Origin of the sequence: Paenibacillus sp. 23TSA30-6, from assembly GCF_014858585.1 — a bacterium.
Classification (GTDB): domain Bacteria; phylum Bacillota; class Bacilli; order Paenibacillales; family Paenibacillaceae; genus Paenibacillus.
The window spans coordinates 122753-141797 of the sequence record NZ_SLTL01000005.1; the positions used below are offsets into that span (position 1 = coordinate 122753).

A 19045-nucleotide genomic window follows, 5' to 3' on the forward strand; every position below is an offset into this window, starting at 1 on the left:
AAATTTAAAATAAATATAGGCTTCCTTTGCCGAATATTGTTGACAAAATAGGATGTGGTACCTATTCTAAATATGATTATGATAATCATTATCACATATATAGAAAAGGGGAAATACATTGATGTCCGTTCGACACCGCAAGACTGCCACCCTTATGTTGGTGGCACTCCTCTTATTATCCGTTATTTTGGGCTGCGCGAAGCAGGAGAACACACCTGCATCCACCTCTACTGACGGAGCTGCCAATGAAAAGTCGATCACGCTATCGTGGCCGCGTGACATTGGTACGATGAATCCTCACGTATACAATCCTTCCCAACTTTTTGCACAATCCATGGTTTATGAGCCGTTGGTCAGCTACAAGCAAGGAGGCAAGCTGGAGCCTGCTTTGGCTGAATCCTGGACCATTTCCAAGGACGGCAAAATATATACGTTCAAGCTGCGCCAAGGTGTGAAATTTTCGGATGGAACGCCATTTAATGCAGCTATTGTCAAAAAGAACTTTGACGCTGTTATGAAAAATGAGAAAACGCACAGTTGGCTTGGGGTGGTTGGTGTTCTCGACAAAACCGAAGCCGTAGATGACAGCACCTTCCGCATGACGCTCAAAGAGCCATACTATCCGTTGCTTCAGGACTTGTCTGTCGTTCGCCCGTTCCGTTTTCTGGGTGAAGCCGGGTTCCCGGATGATGGAGATACGTCCAAAGGCATCAAGAAACCGGTAGGTACCGGACCTTGGATGCTGGATGAATACAAACAAGACGAATATGCTACCTTCAAGCGTAACCCGAATTATTGGGGAACCGCACCGAAGGTGGATAAAATTATCGTAAAAATCATTCCCGATGGCGAAACGCGTGTAATGGCCTTTGAGAAAGGCGATCTGGACCTGATTTACGGAGAGGGCGTCATCAGTCTGGATGCTTTCAAGCAGCTTCGCGACACGAATAATTATGTGACCAAGCTGTCTGAGCCTGTCGGCACAAGAAGCTTGTTGCTCAATTCGTCCAATCCTAAGCTGGCAGACCTTCGGGTACGTCTGGCGCTCCAGCATGGCTTTAACAAGCAGGCGATGGTGGAAGGCGTGACCTCGGGGCTGGAGGAAAAAGCGGATACTGTCTTATCCAAAAACTATCCGTATACAAATGTGGACTTACAGCCCGTTGACTATGATGTGGAAAAATCCAAAGCGCTGCTGGATGAGGCTGGCTGGAAGCTGCCCGCAGGCGGCACGGTACGGGAGAAGGACGGACAACAGCTGGATTTTGAGCTGATTTTTGATAAGACCGATCCGGTCCAAAAGGCGATGGCCGAAACCATTCAGGCGGAATGGGGAGAACTGGGTGTCAAAGTGAACCTGACCGGACTGGAGCTTACGGTTCAAATCAAACGCCTTAGATCCAATCAGTTTGATCTGTACTTCTGGTACAACTATGGTGCGCCTTATGATCCGCATTCCTTTATTAATGTCATTGCCAAGAAGAGCTTTGGGATTTCCGAGGTACTGAGCGCTCTTCCGATGAAGAAGGATCTGGATCAGCAAGTACACGAAGCCCTCTCATCGACAGACGAAACCAAGCGTCAGGAGCTGTATGCTTCGATTCTGAAAACCCTTCAGGAGCAATCTGCCATTGTGCCTATTTCGTATATTAAGAAAACCGCAGTATATCAGAAAAAGATTACGAATTTTGTATTCCCGGCCAATCGGGATGAAAATCCGTTTGAGGGAATTGAAATCGGGAAGTAGTTGAAACCGAAGGGTAACGATAGTTTACAGGATAGGAGGACAACTCATGATCAGCTATATCGGGAAGCGAATGGTAGCGGTCATTCCTATTGTTCTCTTTGCCACCCTCGTTACCTTTGCACTCATTCATATTTCACCGGTTGATCCGGCCGAGGCCTATTTGACGGCTGCTCATATTTATCCAACTCCGGAAATTTTGGAGCAGAAAAGACATGAGTTTGGGCTGGATCAGCCTTTGCTGACGCAGTATATACAGACGCTGCAAAGAATCAGTCGGCTGGACTTTGGTACTTCATATCTGACGAACAAGCCGGTGTGGGATGAGGTGAAGGTTCGGCTGCCTGCCACCGTCGAGCTGGCGCTGAGCAGTATGGTGCTATCTATCGTGGTGAGTATCCCGCTGGGCGTGCTGGCGGCGATGTGTAAAAATGGCTGGATCGACATGCTCAGTCGAGGGATTTCATATTTTGGAGCGTCTATTCCCCAATTCTGGCTGGGATATCTGTTGATCTTCTTTTTCTCCGTTCGGCTGGACTGGCTGCCTGTAGAGGGCAGGGGAACCTGGCAGCATCTGGTGCTGCCTACGTTGACCCTGTCGCTGGTTCTGATTGCTCTATATACGCGCCTGCTGCGCTCCAGTGTATTGGAGCAGCTTCAGGAAACATATGTCCAGTATGCGAGAACCAGAGGAATTCGTGAGCGGGTGATTATGCTCAAGCATGTGCTCAAAATTGCCATTGCCCCGCTGATTACGGGTATGGGCATGAATCTGGGCAAGCTGCTGACCGGAACGATTATTGTCGAGCAGGTATTTTCATGGCCCGGGTTTGGCCGTTACTTTGTGGAAGCGATATTTAACCGGGATATTCCCGTCATACAATGCTATGTGTTTTTGGCGGCATGCCTGTTCATCGTATGCAATTTGCTCGTTGATCTGGTGCATTTGTATATGGACCCCCGAATTTCATCGAAGGGACGAGCAGAGCAGTGATGATAAGGTTGCGTACAATGTTCAAGGGTCAAAAGGTGATCGTGGTCTGCTCTATAGTGCTAGTGGTTCTTTTTATCATTATGGTGCTGGCCCCGTGGCTGGCTCCCCATGATCCGGTTAAAGTCAATTTACTGCACAAGCTGGAAGGACCTTCAAAAGAATATTGGCTGGGAACCGATCATTTGGGTCGGTGTAATCTGTCCCGGCTGCTGTATGGAGCACGGATTTCGCTTGGCTTTGCGACATTAATTTTCCTGTCCTCGCTTAGCATTGGTGTCGTGATTGGATCGGTTGCAGGTTATTTGGGCGGCTGGGTCGATAGTGTGCTGATGCGGTTTTGCGAAGGAATTATGGCGTTTCCGAATCTGGTGCTGGTGCTGGGGATTGTTGGTATTTTTGGGCCGGGCCTCATGCAGGTGCTGCTTGCCTTGATGATGGTGCAGTGGGTGTATTATGCCAGAATGTGCCGCAACATGGTCGTCAGTCTGAAAGAACGGAATTTTATAGCTGCTGCAAGGATTAGCGGGTCCTCCTCAGGGGCCATTATCCGGCGGCATATCATTCCGAATGTGCTGCGGCCGATTGTGGTCATGGGTACGCTGGAGATGGGCTGGGCGATCATGGATATTTCCGCGTTGTCATTCCTCGGTCTGGGCATCCAACCGCCGACTCCTGAATGGGGAGCGATGATTCATGAGGGAACGGGATACATCCGCAGTCATCCGGAATTAATGATCTATCCGGGCGTCATGATTCTGGTGGTGGTGATGGCCTTCAATCTATTGGGAGAAGCGCTGTCCGACCGATACGGAATTGCCAAACGTCAGTAAAACAGGAGTGAGAACAACGATGGATGACGGGGCGAAGTCGAAGGTGCTGGAGGTCAGCCGCTTGCAGGTGAAGCTCAAAACCGATGCAGGGACGGTATCTCTGCTGGAGCCGATCCATTTTGAGCTGAAAAAGGGACAGGTTCTGGGTCTTGTCGGCGAGAGTGGAAGCGGCAAAACGGTGACCTGTAACGCGCTGCTCCAGTTGCTGGATCGCCAGACGATGGACGTGGAAGGCAGTGTCCGCCTGAACGGGCGCGAGCTGAACGGCATGGCAGCCGAGGAGATGCGGCGTATTCGCGGCAAGGAAATCGCGTTTATTATGCAAAATCCGATGAGCGCTTTTACGCCAGTGTATACGATCGGAGCTCAGTTTATGGAAACGATCCGTACGCACACCGGATTAACCAAACGACAGGCCTGTGATCTTGCCATAACGGCTTTGGAAAACATGAATCTGCCTGATCCGACCAAGCTGATGAAGTGTTATTCGTTTCAGTTGAGCGGGGGAATGCTGCAACGGGTCATGATCGCTATTTCCATGTGCCTGCGACCAGCAGTGGTTATTGCGGATGAACCAACGACGGCGCTCGATGTGGTAAATCAGCTACAGGTGCTTAGAGAGTTGGATCGCTTGCGTACGGAATACGACACTTCCATTTTGCTGATTTCGCATGATCTGGGCGTCATTTCCCAAATGGCGGATGAAGTGGCCGTCATGCAGCGGGGACGTATCGTTGAGCAGGCGGAGGTTCATCAGTTGTTCGACCACCCGCAGCATGAATATACGAAAATGCTGCTGCATGCCAGACCCAAGTTGTCCCTTCGGGGCATAAATCAGGCAGGCGGTTAGTCGCCTGTTGGACGGTTACACTTTCAAAAGGGGAGCGAATGCGCGTGCTACAAGTGAAGGAAGTAACTCATAGCTATGGAAGGCGCAAATGGCTGGGTCGCTCCGAACCACGCCCCCCTGTGCTGGCGGACGTGTCGCTTACCATAGAGAGCGGATTTTGCCTGGGGTTGCTTGGAACCAGCGGAGCGGGAAAAAGCACGCTGGGCAAGGTCATTCTGGGGCTGGAGAAGCCGCAGGAGGGTCAGGTGCTGTTCCAGGGGCAGGACATTTATAATGGAAGCCAACAAGTTCGCAGGGGACTGCGACGGGATATGCAGGTCGTATTTCAGGACTGCTATTCGGCCGTAAATCCCCGGATGACCGCCGGGCAGATTATCGGAGAGCCTCTGGACAATTACGAACGGTTATCGGTGCAGGAGCAAAAGAGAACGGTCGAAAACCTGCTGGAACGGGTCGGTCTCAAGCCGGAGGATCGGAATAAATATCCGCATCAATTCAGCGGCGGACAATTACAGCGGATCAACATTGCACGGGCGATTGCGCTCAAACCGAAGCTCATCGTTCTGGATGAGTCCGTCAGCAGCCTGGATATGGTTCACCAGATGCACATTTTATCCCTGCTGGGAGAGCTGAAATCTTCGTTTGGATTGTCGTATCTGTTCATCACGCATGATATTCGGGCGGCTTATGCTGTCTGTGATGGGATTGCTGTGATGGAGCAGGGAAGATTGATCGAGCGCTGTGACGAGAAGGACCGGATTTTTGAATCCACTCATCCGGCTGTGCAACGGCTGATCTCGTCCATTTTGCCTGAACATCCAGCAGACCGTCTTCCGCTTCATGGATGACAGCGGACCCGCAAGGGTCCTTTTTTGTGTGCAACATATGGATAAGTAATTGAAATTAAATTTAGCTGTTGTATTATTTGAATAACCCGTTATAATATAAAATCATACTAAATTACTTGGATTAAGAAGGGATATCACATATGAAGAAATCTGCTTTTGTTGCAGCGATTGGCCTATCTCTCGTGTTATTGACCGGAGCCTTGAGTGGGTGCTCCTCAAAGGAAGTGGCGTCTGGGGATAAGGTGATCTATGTTGGCACACAAAATGACTACCCGCCGTTCGCTTTTACGAATGATAAAAATGAGCTGACCGGGTACGATGTGGAAGTGGTCAAGGAGATTGACAAGAAGCTGGACGGCTATAAGTTTGAGTTTGTGCCTTCCGGCTGGGACGGAATTTTCCTGGCGCTGGAATCGAACAAAATTCAGGTCGTAGCGGATGAAGTCGCCAAAAATCCTGAGCGTGAGCAAAAGTATTTGTTCTCGGATGAATCTTATTTCCAGGCTCAATCTGTCATTGTTGTGAAAAAAGGCAGAACGGATATCCACTCTCTCAAGGATTTGGAAGGCAAGAAGGTAGCTGCTTCCGTAGGGGATTCCTACACTCAATTACTGGAGCAGTATAATGCGAAGAACGGCAACAAAATTATTCTGAAATACAATGACACGGGCACTTCATCTGACAACCTTCAGGACGTGCAAAATGGCCGGGTGGATGCTTATGTGAATGATCCGGTTATGGCGGCAGCAACGATCAAGAAGGAAGGCTTGCAGGTCGAAGCGGCAGGTGATCCTGTGCAAACGGATGATATCAATCTGGTGTTCAAAAAGGATAAGCAGGGCGAAGAGCTGAAAGCGAAAATTGACCCGATTATTAAAGAACTGAAAGCGGACGGAACGTTGAAAAAACTGTCCGAACAATGGACAGGCGGGGAATATATCCCTCAGTAACAACAATGCAAAGGGTAAAGTGGGGTTCATATGGAAAAGCTGTTTGACCTTGATTATATGCTGAAAAGCCTTCCCCGGATCGTGGAGTATCTCCCCGTTACGCTATGGATTGCATTTTTGTCCATGCTGCTGGGTACGATTATCGGGTTGGCAACGGCGTTAATTCGGATATACAAGGTGCCTGTATTGGCGCAACTGTCTACGCTGTATGTCTCGTACATTCGGGGAACGCCGCTCATTGTGCAGTTATTTCTCGTATATTATGGAATACCCAAGTTTTTATATTATTTTCAGAGCGAATATGGTTTCTTACAGCAATTAAATATCTACGTGATTCCACCCGAGGTTTTCGCATTGTTGTCATTTTCACTAAATCTCGGGGGTTATCTGTCGGAGACGTTCCGAGCGGCGATTAATTCGGTGGATCGGGGGCAATTTGAGGCTGCCAATTCCATCGGTATGAGCCAAACACAGATTATGCTTAAAATTGTGCTGCCACAGGCGTTGACGGTGGCTTTGCCCAATTTGGGGAACACGCTGATCAGTACGGTGAAGGATACGTCTTTTATCTTTATGATTGGTGTTGTCGATATGATGGGACAGGCCAAAATTATGGGCGCACGTGCGCTGGCCTTTTTTGAGGTATACGTTGCGGTGTCTCTGATCTACTGGCTGGTATGCATCATTATTGAGCGCGGGCTTGTCGTGCTGGAGAAGCGTATTCGAATTTACGAAAGAAGTGAGTAAGGGCATGATTCAACTTCATCAAATTCATAAGCATTTTGGACAGCATCATGTGTTGAAGGGTATAGACCTGACCGTAGGCAAGGGAGAAGTCGTGGTTATTCTGGGGCCAAGCGGATCGGGCAAGTCCACATTGCTGCGCAGCATCAACTTTTTGGAGCAGCCGACCAGCGGTGTCATTGAGATCGACGGTGTGAAGGTGGATGCAGCCAAGGCGGGGAAAAAGGACATTCTCGGACTGCGTACGGCAACGGCGATGGTATTCCAACAATATCAATTGTTCAAAAACCTGAATGCCCTCCACAATGTCATGATCGGCCTGACCAGTGTCAAAAAGCTGGACCGCAAGCAGGCGAGGGAGATCAGTGAAGGCATTCTGGAAAAGGTCGGGTTGAAGGATCGCATGACCTACTACCCTGCCCAGCTTTCGGGTGGACAGCAGCAGCGTGTGGCAATTGCCCGCGCCTTGGCGCTGAATCCGCAAGTGCTGCTGTTCGACGAACCGACGTCCTCGCTTGACCCCGAGCTGGTGGATGAAGTGCTGTCGGTCATTCAAAAGGTAGCGAGTGAAGGCAATACGATGATTATCGTCACGCATGAGCTTGGCTTTGCGAGGGATGTCGCGGATCGGGTCGTGCTGATGGAGCATGGTGTGATCGTGGAGCAAGGCCCGGTGGAGCAGTTTTTCACCAATCCGAAGGAAGAACGGACACGGCAGTTCCTGGGCAAAGCGTTGGTACAGAGAGCACCACAGGAGCAACCCGTATCTCTGTAAGAGTGCCCCCCATAGCAAAAAGCACGGCAGGCAAGTCGCAGGAAGAAAGTAAAACCTGCGCTTGCCTGCCGTGCTTTTATTCATTTTAGATGGCAAAGGTAAGGCTAGAGGTTAATTCCACGTGGAACAATTCTTTTCTTTACCATTGCAAAGTAGCTTATCACACTTATTCATGATAAATTCTAAGAACAATAAAGTGAAGATGTAATCGGGAAGGAACATGGGCACATGAAAAAGGTTCTATTCATTAATACCGGGGGGACGATCTCTTCCTCTTATCAGGAAAATGGCCTGACGCCAACCCAATCGGCTGAAAATATTTTGGCGGAAATTCCGGAGTTGAAGGAAATCTGTGAAATTGATGCCCATAATCTGATGAGCATTGATAGCACGAATACACAACCGGAGGACTGGGCTTCCATCGCCCGAATGGTACATCGTTCTCTCGATCAGTACGATGGCATCGTCATTGCCCATGGCACGGATACGATGGCTTATACAGCTTCGGCTTTGAGCTTCATGTTGGGAACCGTAGACAAGCCGGTCGTGGTGACGGGGTCACAGGTGTCCATTCTGGCCGAGCACAGCGATTCCAAAAAAAATGTAATCGACTCGTTTTTGACCGCCTGTGGCGAGGTAGCGGGGGTATTTGTCGTATTTAACGGCAAAATCATCAATGGCAGCCGCAGCTCCAAAATCAGAACGCGCAGCTATAACGCTTTTGAGAGTATTAACTATCCGTACATCGGCCTCGTGGAAGATGGGAAGGTGATCTATACAGAGGGCGTATTTGCGAATCGCGGTACCGTTCGCCATCCGTACAATGACGGGTATGCTTCAGAAGTATTTCTGCTCAGGCTGATTCCGGGGACGAATCCGGCGATTTTTGATGCCATTCAGGGCTTGGGCTATAAAGGGATCGTGATTGAGGGCTTTGGCATGGGTGGCGTGCCCTTCAAGGAAAGAAGCCTGATTAGTAAAATTGAGGAATTAATGAAGGATGGCATGAGTATCGTCGTGACCACCCAATGTCCTTATGAAGGCGGCGATCTGACGATTTACGAGGTGGGGCAGAAAGTGCTGGAAAAGGGTGTTATTCCGGGTTATGACATGACGACGGAGGCACTTGTAACTAAAATGATGTGGGCGTTAGGCCACACCACTGACCCTGCCGGGGTAGCAAAAATTATGGCCACAAACTATGCGGATGAGGTTTCTTTGCCTACGGATACAGCCTCCCTGTAAGGAAGGAAGGCTGATTTCCGCAACAGGAACAGGTAATCAGGACAGGTGACAGGGGCGCTCGGCTAACGCTGAGCCTGCCCCAGTCTATTTTGAATCTGAATAGCCATTTCTAATGAGTGTATGGCTTGCTCCAGTGGAATCATACATTCCGAATGTCCGCCAAAACATTCAAGTGCGTGATCCAGACTTTTTTCGTATGGATTGGTGGGTTCGAGATTGATCTTTTGTTGACCGGATGCGGTGTACTCGTATAATGCGGTGGGTATGAGGTCATTTTCGTCACTTTCATGAAATACGAGCTTGGCTTTCTCAAAATAGGCTTCATAGGCCACCGTGAACGGGTAGCCTCCCGGCATATGGGAAGAAGCGATGACTTCTGTGAACGTATCCTGATGCTGAAAATAGGCCTGAACCTGTGCCTGTTCAGGATTAGCAACCTCTGTACCCCAGACCGCGCACGGGTCACAGGGTCCCAACAGCCATGTGAGTAAATCGAGTTCATGAATCATGAACTGGGTAGGGATAGCGCTTAGCCCAAGATCCCCCCATAGGGGAGGCGTTTCTCTTTTCAAGGACAAGGAAATGAGTTTCCCGTATTTTTGTTGACAGTGAGCATCATATAGAAAGGTATAGGCAGGATCAAACTTAATGAACTGGTTGACGAGAACCTTTTTACCATATTGCTGCTCAGCCTGTTGTATAAGGAGAGCGTCTTCGAGATTAAGGCAAACCGGTGTTTCACAAAATACATGCTTTCCGTGCTTCAACGCATCAACGGCATGTGACCTGTGTGCATGAGAGGGCAGGCATATATCAACGATGTCTACGAATGGATCAAGCAGAATATCCTCTATATTTTGTGTAACCTCTACGTTTAGCTCCTTTTTCAGCTTGTGCAGTTTGGTTTCATTTCTTCCGTATACGACGATTCTGTTCACCTGGGCATGGTTGTTTAAAAGTGACGCATGATACGTACCGAATCCCGTCCCCAATATTCCAATATTCCAATATTCATCATCCATTACACCCCTTTACTTCTTATGATACGCTTCTATTATTGCCAACAGGGTGTCAACAATCTTTGTACTATCTGTTCAATTCAGATTAACCATCTATGGTGGAGGTATGATTGTGAGACTGCATCGTTTGATCGCGATTTTATTATGTATCGAATCCAGAGGAAGAATGAAGGCCAAGGAATTGGCATCCGCACTGGAAACCTCTGTACGCTCAATTTACAGGGATATCGACCTTTTGGCTGAAGCCGGGGTTCCGATTGTTACCGCAACTGGCCCGAAGGGCGGAATTTACTTGATGGAGGGCTATACGGCGAACCTTAAACAGTTGAATGGCGGTGATGTCATTCAGCTGTATTTAACAGGTATGGGCATTTATACGGGCGGGCCAACGGAATCGGGCTTGAAGCTAAAAAATGCGCTGCTCAAATTGGAACAGACCATGCCGCACTCTTATCAGTCGGATATTCGGAAGGCCAAAGCGCGGTTTTATTTTGATGATACGCCCTGGTGGACGGAGCGCGTAGCGATTCCCTGCCTTGAGGTCGTGAGAGCTGCGGTGTGGGGGTCTTATAAAATAACCATTCAGTACCGTAAAGCGGACGGAACCCGTTCTTCCCGGCATGTACATCCCTATGGACTTGTGGTGAAAAAGGGGAATTGGTATCTCATTGCCTTTTGTGAAGCAGGGCAGGAGATTCGAACCTTTAAGTGCGAGCGAATCATGGCGGTTAAGGTTAAGCCGTCTGCGGAGTTCTTTGAGGTTCCTGTGGATTTTTCGCTGGAAAATCACTGGATGAAGCAAGAAGCAGCATTTAAGCAGCTTTGCAGAGAGAAAGAATACTATCCGGTTGTGCTCCGGACGAATGAGGCGCAAGCTGGAGTCGTAGCGAAAAGGCTGGAAATTCTCCAGTCCGCACAGGAAGGAAGCCATTTGCTTCTGACCGTAAACATGTACAGCTATGAAGCGGCCTGTCGTGAAGCAATGGATTGGATTGGCCGGGTTGAAATCGTAGAGCCTGCAACCCTCCGGCATTTTGTGAAAGGGCAAATCAGTCAACTCCAGAAGATATATGTATAAATCATCAAAAAAACACCTGCCTATGGCAGATGCTTTTGCTTGTTACGTCCAGGCCCAGAGGAATCCGTCACGATCCCAGGCGATTTTGCCGCCATGAAGCTTACGAAACGCTTTTTTGATTTCCTTTTCGAGAGATACATGACCGTGCTCACTTATAAACACATACTGCTCTCCATACTCAGAGCGTACATATGCAATCGCGTCCTCTTGTTTCAAGATTCCCACTTCACGGATTTGTGCGACCATCCATGCTGCAATTTGCTGTTCTGTTGTAGGGGTATTGTCTGTTTTGTCCATGTGTCGTATCCTTTCCCTTGTTCCATAATAATCCATATTATAGTTATATTGACCTATGGTAAGATAAATGTTTTTCCATTCACTCTCCATATAGTATACGCAAATTACGAAATTACCAAATCTGTCGGCAGTAGCCCCATTCATAAATATACATCTATGAAATAAATACTATGAACTATATGTTTTTAGTTTTTTATATTTTAGAATAGTAATCATTGTTAGGCTGTATTGGAATTATATGTTATAAGGGGTGTGTAAGATGGAGAGAAGAACTGTCGGCTTGTCCGTAAAAAACTTGGGCCGCAAAATGATAATTGCAGCGGTGAGCACTCTGCTGATCTCTACGGTGGCAATTCCCGAAGCTGAAGCTGCCATGAGTGACAGAGAGCAAGGGAATATCGCCGGTTACTGGTCGCCTGTTTTGTATCAGGATGTCGGCAACGGGCCTCATACGGATATTCCGACAGCGGTAGATTTTGACGGTGACTGGAACGGAACAAACAACTGGGAGAATATCGACAATTACGCCAGTGGAAAGAATCCTTTGTATCCATGGTTATACTGGTCTCTGGCAGAGACGGAAACCCATTATTTTATCGGATATGATGTGTTTTACGCCCGTAATGATCCGGAGGGTGTCGCCGGACCGATTGGGGATGGACTGGGAGACCACGAGAATGACATGGAAGGGATGCTGCTGGTCGTCCGTAAACCGGGGGTGACCAGAAAAGACGGCTCCGTTGTGGATCGCTCACAGTTTCCGAATGGCGAGCTGGAGCTGCTGTTGGCAGAGCGCCACGGCAAGCTGGGTATGTATTCACCTTCTAATCAGGCTATCCGTTACTCGCCGGGACAGGATTCCGTCTACTATGACTATGGATTTACGACGATTAAGGATCAACGCGGTGAGCATGTACGTGTCTATAGCGCACAAAATAACGCACCGATTACTGAGCCTCAGGGAGATGTGGGACATGCGCTGCGGGCATATGACGGCAAGGGTGCCAAAGGGAATAGTGGCTACATTTTTGAATGGGGCGGAGCTGGTGTGCAACCACAAAATTTAAACAGCAAGGATCAAAATTATTGGAAAAATTATTTATCTGATTTTGACGAGTCCAAACGCATAAATTATGGCTTGAAGGCATTACAGCATACGCTGTGGCCGCTCAGAAATGATTTTTCTATTCAATTGTGGTCAAGCTATGGCACCTTTAAGGGAGATAACGGCAAAGAAGACGCAGCGAGTGCGCCATGGGGCTGGAGCTTTAAAGGCTATCGTGATTTAGGACGCGGTACCATCCTTACAGATCCGGTATCATTCGTCGATGCTTTGTTCAAGGACAAGGGACCTTACTCTAAGAACTACCTGACCAATCCATATCGTTAAGCTTGTGATTCGTGTGATTTCAGGAAACGGTTGACTCTGTCCAGATATATTTTAAGTAAATGAATTATACAGTTGGCGAAGTAGGTTTTATTTTGTATAATTAAGGGAATATTCACGGGAATTTTCTTTTTTTGAATTGTAAACATACAAGTAATCCCTGGGGGTGCCTGATTTGAAGGAAACAACCACGATTCGTGCAGAGCTGGAACAGTATATCAGACGTGAAGGAATCACGATTAGTAAGTTTGGGGAGAACACGGGTATTAACGCAGGAACGATTAGTGCCATTATCAACGGCAATCGGCCGATTGCGATGTTGCTATTGGATCGGATCGCGGCAGGCATGGGGCTTGAAGAGGGAAGTCTCTATGAGCTGTACATTGAAGAATTTATACGGAATACGGCACCGAATTGGCGGCGGGTTCGCCCATTTTTGTACCGCTGTGCAGAGCTGAACAAGCTGGATTGTATGGAACAAGTTGTGGAGTTCATGATGGACTATCTGATTTACGCTCCGGCCTTGTTTGAGACGGCAGAAGAATTGTTCAGAGAAGGCAAGTTTGCGGCAGCGGCTATCATCTATAAAAATGTCTCGGAAAGCGAGAAGTATCAACATTCCGAGCGTCTGGCCCTCTGCCAGTATCGGTTATTTACCATCGCTGTCGGTGATGATCAGGACGAAAATTTATGGGCCGCCACACACTTTGAAAGCTTTGTAGATCGATTGGGTGAAGTGGATCAACTGGATGCATTAAAAGATTTGGCTAATACTTATGTTTCGCTGCGGCGTTGGGATAAAGTAGAAGCATTAGCTGATAAAATGTGTCGCAGGGCTAAAGTGCAGTATGAACAAAAATATGGAAAAAACAGAAAAAAAGAGCGTGACAAGCAAACAAAGGGTCCTTTGTTTATGTATATTGTATATTCTTACGTGCTGCGTGCCGGTATTTGTGACGAACGAGGGGATTACGAAAAGGCTTTGGAATATGTCTCCCTATACGCTGATCTAAGCTGGGTGCAGGAGGATACGGAAGAAGCACGCCGCTTGAAGGAACAGTGTAGCAACTGGGCTGAGGCTAACGGATATCTGTATCGGCTTATGTCCGGTAAACTGGACGTCATTCCACAGTATGTGGCCTATCTGGAAAGAAACGAAGGCGAGATTCTGATGGGATTGTTCAAAATCATGCTGGCCGCAAACCGTTATGAATTTAATGTGGACGATGTATTGCAACGTTTCGAGAAACAAATTGCCGCATTTGCGGATCACCATACCAAGGTGGGCACCTATACGGAGCAGGTATCAGTCGATCTCTATGCGCGTTTTCTGGCGGAGCTGGCTTGCTACGATCTCGATAATAAGCGCTATGCGAAAGGTATGAAATTTCTGTTGGAAAGCCTGTCCTATTCCGTGGTGCTGAATGGTAATCCTGTAACGATTAAATGTGTAGGTTTATTTGAGAAATTCCGGCATACTGCCTCGCCTGAGGAGACGGAGGAATATAAAAATTTACTTAGAGAGGTAGATCACTTTAATGATAAAAAAGATCATTTTTATTCTGCTCGCGTTTAATTTTTTTATCATACTGAATTCTTCACCCATTGCTCCCCCTGTAGAGGATCCTAGCGGAGCTCACAGTCACGGGATGGGTGGCTGGTCATTTTCATCCCGGGATACTTCTGCTTAAATTAGGCTGGGTAGCACATGAAAGGTATTCTCTTGTAAAAGAGGATACCTTTTTTATTGTGGCGGAACACTCGCGAATGAAGTCTTTTCCATTAAGGCTTGGATATTTGCGGTTGAGCAGGCGGGAACCAGACATGACGCAGATCCACCCACCCCTGACTGTTGAAGGAAACGCCGCGCACGGAAGGAAGATATGCTGTCTGAACTGGCTTTTCATATAAGATATGGAGCTGGTGCTCATGAATAAGTCGGGTTTCGATATGCTCGAATTGACGCGCTCTGACCGTATGATCCGCTTCTCGTGCAATATCTCGCAGCAGTCTTTCGATATCAACGCGGCTATGCGGCTCGACATGCCCGGATACATTGAGATACAGATCGAACAGGCGCAATTGCTCATCACGGTCACGAAACAGAGAAAAGATGATCAGGTCCGACTCCATACGGATAGAGGAGCTTTTAAATTCATTCATGGATGCGGCCACGATGTTACAGGTATACCCGCACGATTCCAGTTGGGCCGCGACCCGGTCTGCATCAGCTCTATACTCGGGAATGGTCGCAATTTGCAATGTTGCCGGGGGTTCATACGAATCGTCGGCAACATTCACCATCGGAGGGAGGCTGCGATGATCCAGGCACGCGACAATTCGGGCGCGCACTTTCGGGTTACGTAACGGCCCATCCTTATGCGTATTGCATGTGATAAATTTACGCACTGAAGCCGCTGAGTGAATCTGACTCCATGCAGTATCCGTGTTCCCGGCCAATATGGGATTGTGGATGATATGAAAAGGCGAAGCCGTATCTGTGGTATCTGCCGCCGATTCTGGCTTGGCCGCCCACGGGAGCTGAACAATTTCCACCCGGTCGAGATGAGCGCGGCCTTGAAAATAAGGAGCGAATGCCTCCAGTATGCATAAGCTCTCGTTCATCTCCGTGACCTTGAAAGCCCCTGTGCCAACAGGGCGGATACCAAAGGCCGCTTCACCCGCCTGATTCAGCTCACGGGGTACGATGGCGGCACGACTGGTACACAGGAAGGAGAGAAACAGCTCGTTCGGTTCCTTCAGTTCGAAACGTACCATTGTCGGACTTAGCGCCTGTACTTGCTTGATCTGCCGAACGATAAAATGGTACAGCCTCCGTCCTGGCGCGCGAATCAGCCGCTCAAAGGTATAGACGACATCCTCGGCAGTCAGTATTTTGCCGTTATGGAACAGCACTTCCTTACGTAAGAAAAAGGTCCATTGCGTACGGGTAGCATCTACTTCCCAAGCGTGCGCCAGTCCCGGTAAAATCTCACCGCTCTCGTTTGCCCGGCGGGCCAGCCCGTCAAAGACATGGCTGGATACGAAGGACTCCGCGAGCCAGTTCATGTACAGTGGGTCCAGCGTATACAACTGCTGGCGAATGGGCAGACGCAGTGTGTCGATCTGCTGCTGATCGCTGCGAACCTCTGCATGATGCCCGAAGTAGTTCAGCAGCCAGCCTTGCAAATGCTCCTGCATCGTGGATGAACGCGAATGGGTCCGGATTTCATCTAGCGCGCGTTTGATGTCGTGGCGGTCGATAGCCTGCATCATGGACTGCACCGCAATGTCCTCCGGCTGAATCAGGAAACGCAGGCTGGAGCGGCGGCCCCTGCCTCGGCGGGGAGTCCACTGTATCCAGTCATGTTGCTCCATTTTCTGGATGATCATCAAGGCGTTGCGGTGGGTACAGTCAAAAATAGCCGCCAGCTCATCCAGTGTAGTCTCTATCGTAAGGTTCTCGTCCCTGTCGTCAGCAGTGTGCGAGTGAAGCCGTAAAAATTGGGCATGAAGTTTCATAAATGGTTGCTCCGTTTCCCCTGTGGATGATTAAAGTGCAGTCGTATATATAAAATAGGAAATTTAACGTCGATTAATTTCTCTTTATCTTCTTATTTTATCATCTACAATAAGGGTTATAAAGCATATTTGTGGAGGTATTTACCATGCATGACAAGTTGAGTGGAACGTCTTTGCCGAAACCGTCGTTTCTGTCCGCCTTTGCTGCCGCGATTGTGTTGGCACTGGTTCATCAATATCTGTTTTACGGGCATGCACTGGGCGTGTCTCTGCCGATTTTTGTCATTCTGTTCTATACCTATATGTATGTCTATAACCGGGATCGTATCCAGCTTGACTCGTGGATGGGGCGATTGCTGTTTGCCGTGGTTGTGCTGCTGTCACTGACATATGTGTTGTTCGATAATCCAGTTCTATATGTGCTAAATGCATTGGCTTTACCTGCTCTGATTAGTGTACATATGGTGATGCTGCTCGGGGAGAAGAGACATAGCTGGTCGGAACCCGGTATCATCGGGCAGGCGTTAAGCCATTTGTTTTATCAAAATCTGCGGCATATTGTGACTCCGTTTCGGATGTTCAAGACAGCAGCCTTTAGGAATGTAAAAGATGAGCGCAAGCGCGTATTGGGGAAAGTGATAGTCGGTTTGCTGATCGCCCTGCCGCTGCTGTTCATCATTATATCTCTGCTGGCATCAGCGGATGGGATGTTCGAGGAACTGTTATCGGGTATACCTTCATGGATCGGCACGCTGTCATTTGGTAGCGGAATGCTGCGGCTAATCTGGACCTGTTTTTTTACCTTCTGTTTTTTCTGCTATTTGTGGGGATTTGTACAGCCTGCTCCGCGTAATACGGAGAGAGAAGTTCAGTCATGGCATGGGTTAGACGAGCGCACGAATGGTCAAACCGCCGAGTATGATGGTCACTCTTCAGTGATGATTAACAAATCAGCAGTGCCTTACCACGAGCCGGTCGCGATCAAGTTTGATCCTGTGATTACCGCTACGGTGCTGATCGTTATGAATCTGGTGTATGTTGTGTTCGTCGTGTTGCAGTTTGGATATCTGTTTGGTGCATGGGAAGGCGCTCTGCCCGAAGGAACCTCGTATGCAGAATATGCGAGAAGGGGCTTCGGGGAGCTGGTTATGGTGACAGGTATCAACTTTGTCCTGATGATCAGTGTGTTAAAGTGGACTGAATTCGGCTCAAATCTATTGCTAAAAATGAACAACGGCCTGCTGTATGTACTCGTGGGCTGCTCGGGTGTAATGCTGTATTCGGGCTATACCCGGCTGGTTATGTACGAAGAGGCCTACGGATATACGTATACCCGTTATCTGGTACACGCGTTTATGATTTTTCTGGGCTTGTTGCTGCTCATTGCAGCGGTGCGTATTCATGTCCGTCAGCTTCCGCTGGCGAAATATTATATTGTGCTCGCTCTGGTGGCCTATGTCGTCGTGAATTATGTGGGCATTGATGTACGGATTGCTGAAAATAATCTCGAACGGTATCGCACTACCTCGGTGATCGATAAGGAATATTTGAGTGGGCTATCGGCGGATGCTATTCCGCTGCTGATTGAATTTAGCCGTAAGGAACACGGAGCGATGGATGGATTTTTACAAGCTCGCCTGACGAGCATGACGAGGGAAGAAACGGCATGGCCTGCGTTCAATTGGGCTGAATATCGGGCACAGCGCAAGCTGCACGACTATATTTTGGAATGAGAGGTGCTTGGGAATGATCGGAACAGATGCAGTGCAGGGTATGGTGTTGGAGCTACAAAATGAAATGTCACAGTATCAGCATCAGTTTGTTGGAAGACGGAACGCTTTTCTCGCGGAGGCTATGTATCTCGGCTTGGGTGAGGGGGAGGCCCGCTCTTATGCTATCCAGAGCATCGGTCCGGTCGTTCCCGTCACATGTATGCCCACACTGGCTCCCGGCAAAGCCCGGCCGCTCAGTCCGATGCTGGAAGCACGCTACCGTTATGCCGGGTACTGGAAGGACATGGGGGAGCATATGCTCTTGCCGGATGACGTGCTACGGATCGCAGGTACAGAGCGGTTTCGCAGTTGGATCAGCGACATGCGGAACTATTGGGTGGAATCGGCCCCATACCGATTTGGGGATGATCGCCTTTCACTCCTGTCTGTCGCCAATGAGGAGGAAGGCCACTTTTCCATGCTGGTTTGGAAGGAACCCGGTGAAGAGCCAGAAGTATGGACCTACGCTTCGCAGCATGAATACCGATTCAGCCATCTGTTGCACTGGTTCAAGTGGCTGAACGGGCGGAGCGAGGCTTGAGGGGTAACCATGATTAAAAAGAATCGTAATTGGATCATCCTGTTCATCGGCATCGCTATAATGGTATGGATATCAGACTATTTTACTGAGGATAGGTATACAGCTATTCCTGAAACAATCATTCCGAAAGTGGCGAATGCAGAAAACACTCAATCATTAGATTACACGCTAGTCCATGACGTAGATAGACCCACGCAGACGATTGGTAGAAGGAACGGCTACTCCTATGTGGCTTTGTTTTTGCACGATGAGCATATTCGTACAGAAGGCCAAACGATTACTGCCATTTTCCCGAATCAGCATACCCAGACTCAAACCATGCATCCTGGCAAAACATCGTACATTTTGGTAAGCAACCATTCGAACGGTGATACTGGAGCGATCAGATTAGAAATTCGGGATAAGCAGGGGAATGTGATTTATGAGCAGTGAGGGTAGTTTCTCTTCAA

General features: G+C 48.5%; 18 protein-coding genes. 15 read left to right on the forward strand and 3 right to left on the reverse strand.

The genetic code is table 11. The annotated features are described in order from the left end of the window. Positions 1–121: 121 nt before the first annotated feature. The 9 genes from nikA (at position 122) to E0698_RS06495 (ending at position 8980) form a co-directional block, all read left to right on the forward strand. Complete coding sequence (nikA, locus tag E0698_RS06455; protein WP_192510994.1) at positions 122–1747, forward strand: nickel ABC transporter substrate-binding protein; 1626 nt, start codon at positions 122–124, stop codon at positions 1745–1747. Positions 1748–1793: 46 nt separating this feature from the next. Continuing rightward, a complete protein-coding gene (gene nikB / locus E0698_RS06460) occupies positions 1794–2738 on the forward strand; it encodes a nickel ABC transporter permease subunit NikB (RefSeq protein WP_192510995.1) in 945 nt (314 codons plus the stop codon). Further along, positions 2738–3568: a nickel ABC transporter permease subunit NikC gene (nikC, locus tag E0698_RS06465; protein WP_192510996.1), complete on the forward strand. Its 831-nt coding sequence runs from the start codon at positions 2738–2740 to the stop codon at positions 3566–3568. Before nikB ends, nikC begins: the two co-directional genes overlap by 1 nt. Positions 3569–3587: 19 nt before the next feature. Then, complete coding sequence (locus E0698_RS06470; protein ID WP_192510997.1) at positions 3588–4418, forward strand: ABC transporter ATP-binding protein; 831 nt, start codon at positions 3588–3590, stop codon at positions 4416–4418. A gap of 38 nt (positions 4419–4456) precedes the next feature. After that, a complete protein-coding gene (gene nikE, locus E0698_RS06475) occupies positions 4457–5266 on the forward strand; it encodes a nickel import ATP-binding protein NikE (RefSeq protein WP_149094334.1) in 810 nt (269 codons plus the stop codon). Positions 5267–5406: 140 nt separating this feature from the next. Further along, on the forward strand, positions 5407–6216 hold the full coding sequence (locus E0698_RS06480) for a transporter substrate-binding domain-containing protein (protein WP_192510998.1): 810 nt from the start codon (positions 5407–5409) through the stop codon (positions 6214–6216). A gap of 30 nt (positions 6217–6246) precedes the next feature. Beyond that, complete coding sequence (locus E0698_RS06485; RefSeq protein WP_192510999.1) at positions 6247–6963, forward strand: amino acid ABC transporter permease; 717 nt, start codon at positions 6247–6249, stop codon at positions 6961–6963. Positions 6964–6967: 4 nt separating this feature from the next. After that, on the forward strand, positions 6968–7735 hold the full coding sequence (locus E0698_RS06490; RefSeq protein WP_192511000.1) for an amino acid ABC transporter ATP-binding protein: 768 nt from the start codon (positions 6968–6970) through the stop codon (positions 7733–7735). Between the two features lie 228 nt (positions 7736–7963). After that, a complete protein-coding gene (locus tag E0698_RS06495; RefSeq protein WP_192511001.1) occupies positions 7964–8980 on the forward strand; it encodes an asparaginase in 1017 nt (338 codons plus the stop codon). Positions 8981–9042: 62 nt separating this feature from the next. Here the strand turns inward: E0698_RS06495 and E0698_RS06500 are convergent, their stop codons facing one another. Next, a complete protein-coding gene (locus E0698_RS06500; protein WP_192511002.1) occupies positions 9043–10002 on the reverse strand; it encodes a Gfo/Idh/MocA family protein in 960 nt (319 codons plus the stop codon). A 109-nt stretch (positions 10003–10111) separates the two neighbouring features. On the opposite strand from E0698_RS06500, the gene E0698_RS06505 reads away from it, so the two are divergent. Then, positions 10112–11077 (forward strand): WYL domain-containing protein, encoded by a 966-nt coding sequence (locus tag E0698_RS06505; RefSeq protein ID WP_192511003.1) that lies wholly within the window; start codon positions 10112–10114, stop codon positions 11075–11077. A 42-nt stretch (positions 11078–11119) separates the two neighbouring features. Here E0698_RS06505 and E0698_RS06510 read toward each other — a convergent pair whose 3' ends face one another. Then, a complete protein-coding gene (locus E0698_RS06510) occupies positions 11120–11374 on the reverse strand; it encodes a DUF6953 family protein (RefSeq protein ID WP_134911902.1) in 255 nt (84 codons plus the stop codon). Positions 11375–11633: 259 nt separating this feature from the next. Here E0698_RS06510 and E0698_RS06515 point away from each other — a divergent pair, with 259 nt between their 5' ends. Then, positions 11634–12764, forward strand: a complete 1131-nt coding sequence (locus E0698_RS06515) for a hypothetical protein (RefSeq protein WP_238353885.1) — start codon at positions 11634–11636, stop codon at positions 12762–12764. Positions 12765–12936: 172 nt separating this feature from the next. After that, positions 12937–14337 (forward strand): helix-turn-helix domain-containing protein, encoded by a 1401-nt coding sequence (locus E0698_RS06520; RefSeq protein WP_192511004.1) that lies wholly within the window; start codon positions 12937–12939, stop codon positions 14335–14337. Between the two features lie 206 nt (positions 14338–14543). Here E0698_RS06520 and E0698_RS06525 read toward each other — a convergent pair whose 3' ends face one another. Next, positions 14544–16283, reverse strand: coding sequence for an ABC transporter substrate-binding protein (locus tag E0698_RS06525; RefSeq protein WP_192511005.1), 1740 nt, complete (start codon positions 16281–16283; stop codon positions 14544–14546). 146 nt (positions 16284–16429) lie between these two features. On the opposite strand from E0698_RS06525, the gene E0698_RS06530 reads away from it, so the two are divergent. From E0698_RS06530 to E0698_RS06540, 3 genes are read left to right on the forward strand one after another with little or no spacing between them, the layout of a single operon-like run. Further along, complete coding sequence (locus E0698_RS06530; RefSeq protein WP_192511006.1) at positions 16430–18016, forward strand: DUF4153 domain-containing protein; 1587 nt, start codon at positions 16430–16432, stop codon at positions 18014–18016. A gap of 13 nt (positions 18017–18029) precedes the next feature. Beyond that, positions 18030–18596 (forward strand): hypothetical protein, encoded by a 567-nt coding sequence (locus tag E0698_RS06535; RefSeq protein WP_192511007.1) that lies wholly within the window; start codon positions 18030–18032, stop codon positions 18594–18596. A gap of 9 nt (positions 18597–18605) precedes the next feature. Beyond that, a complete protein-coding gene (locus tag E0698_RS06540) occupies positions 18606–19028 on the forward strand; it encodes a hypothetical protein (protein WP_192511070.1) in 423 nt (140 codons plus the stop codon). Positions 19029–19045 lie beyond the last annotated feature (17 nt).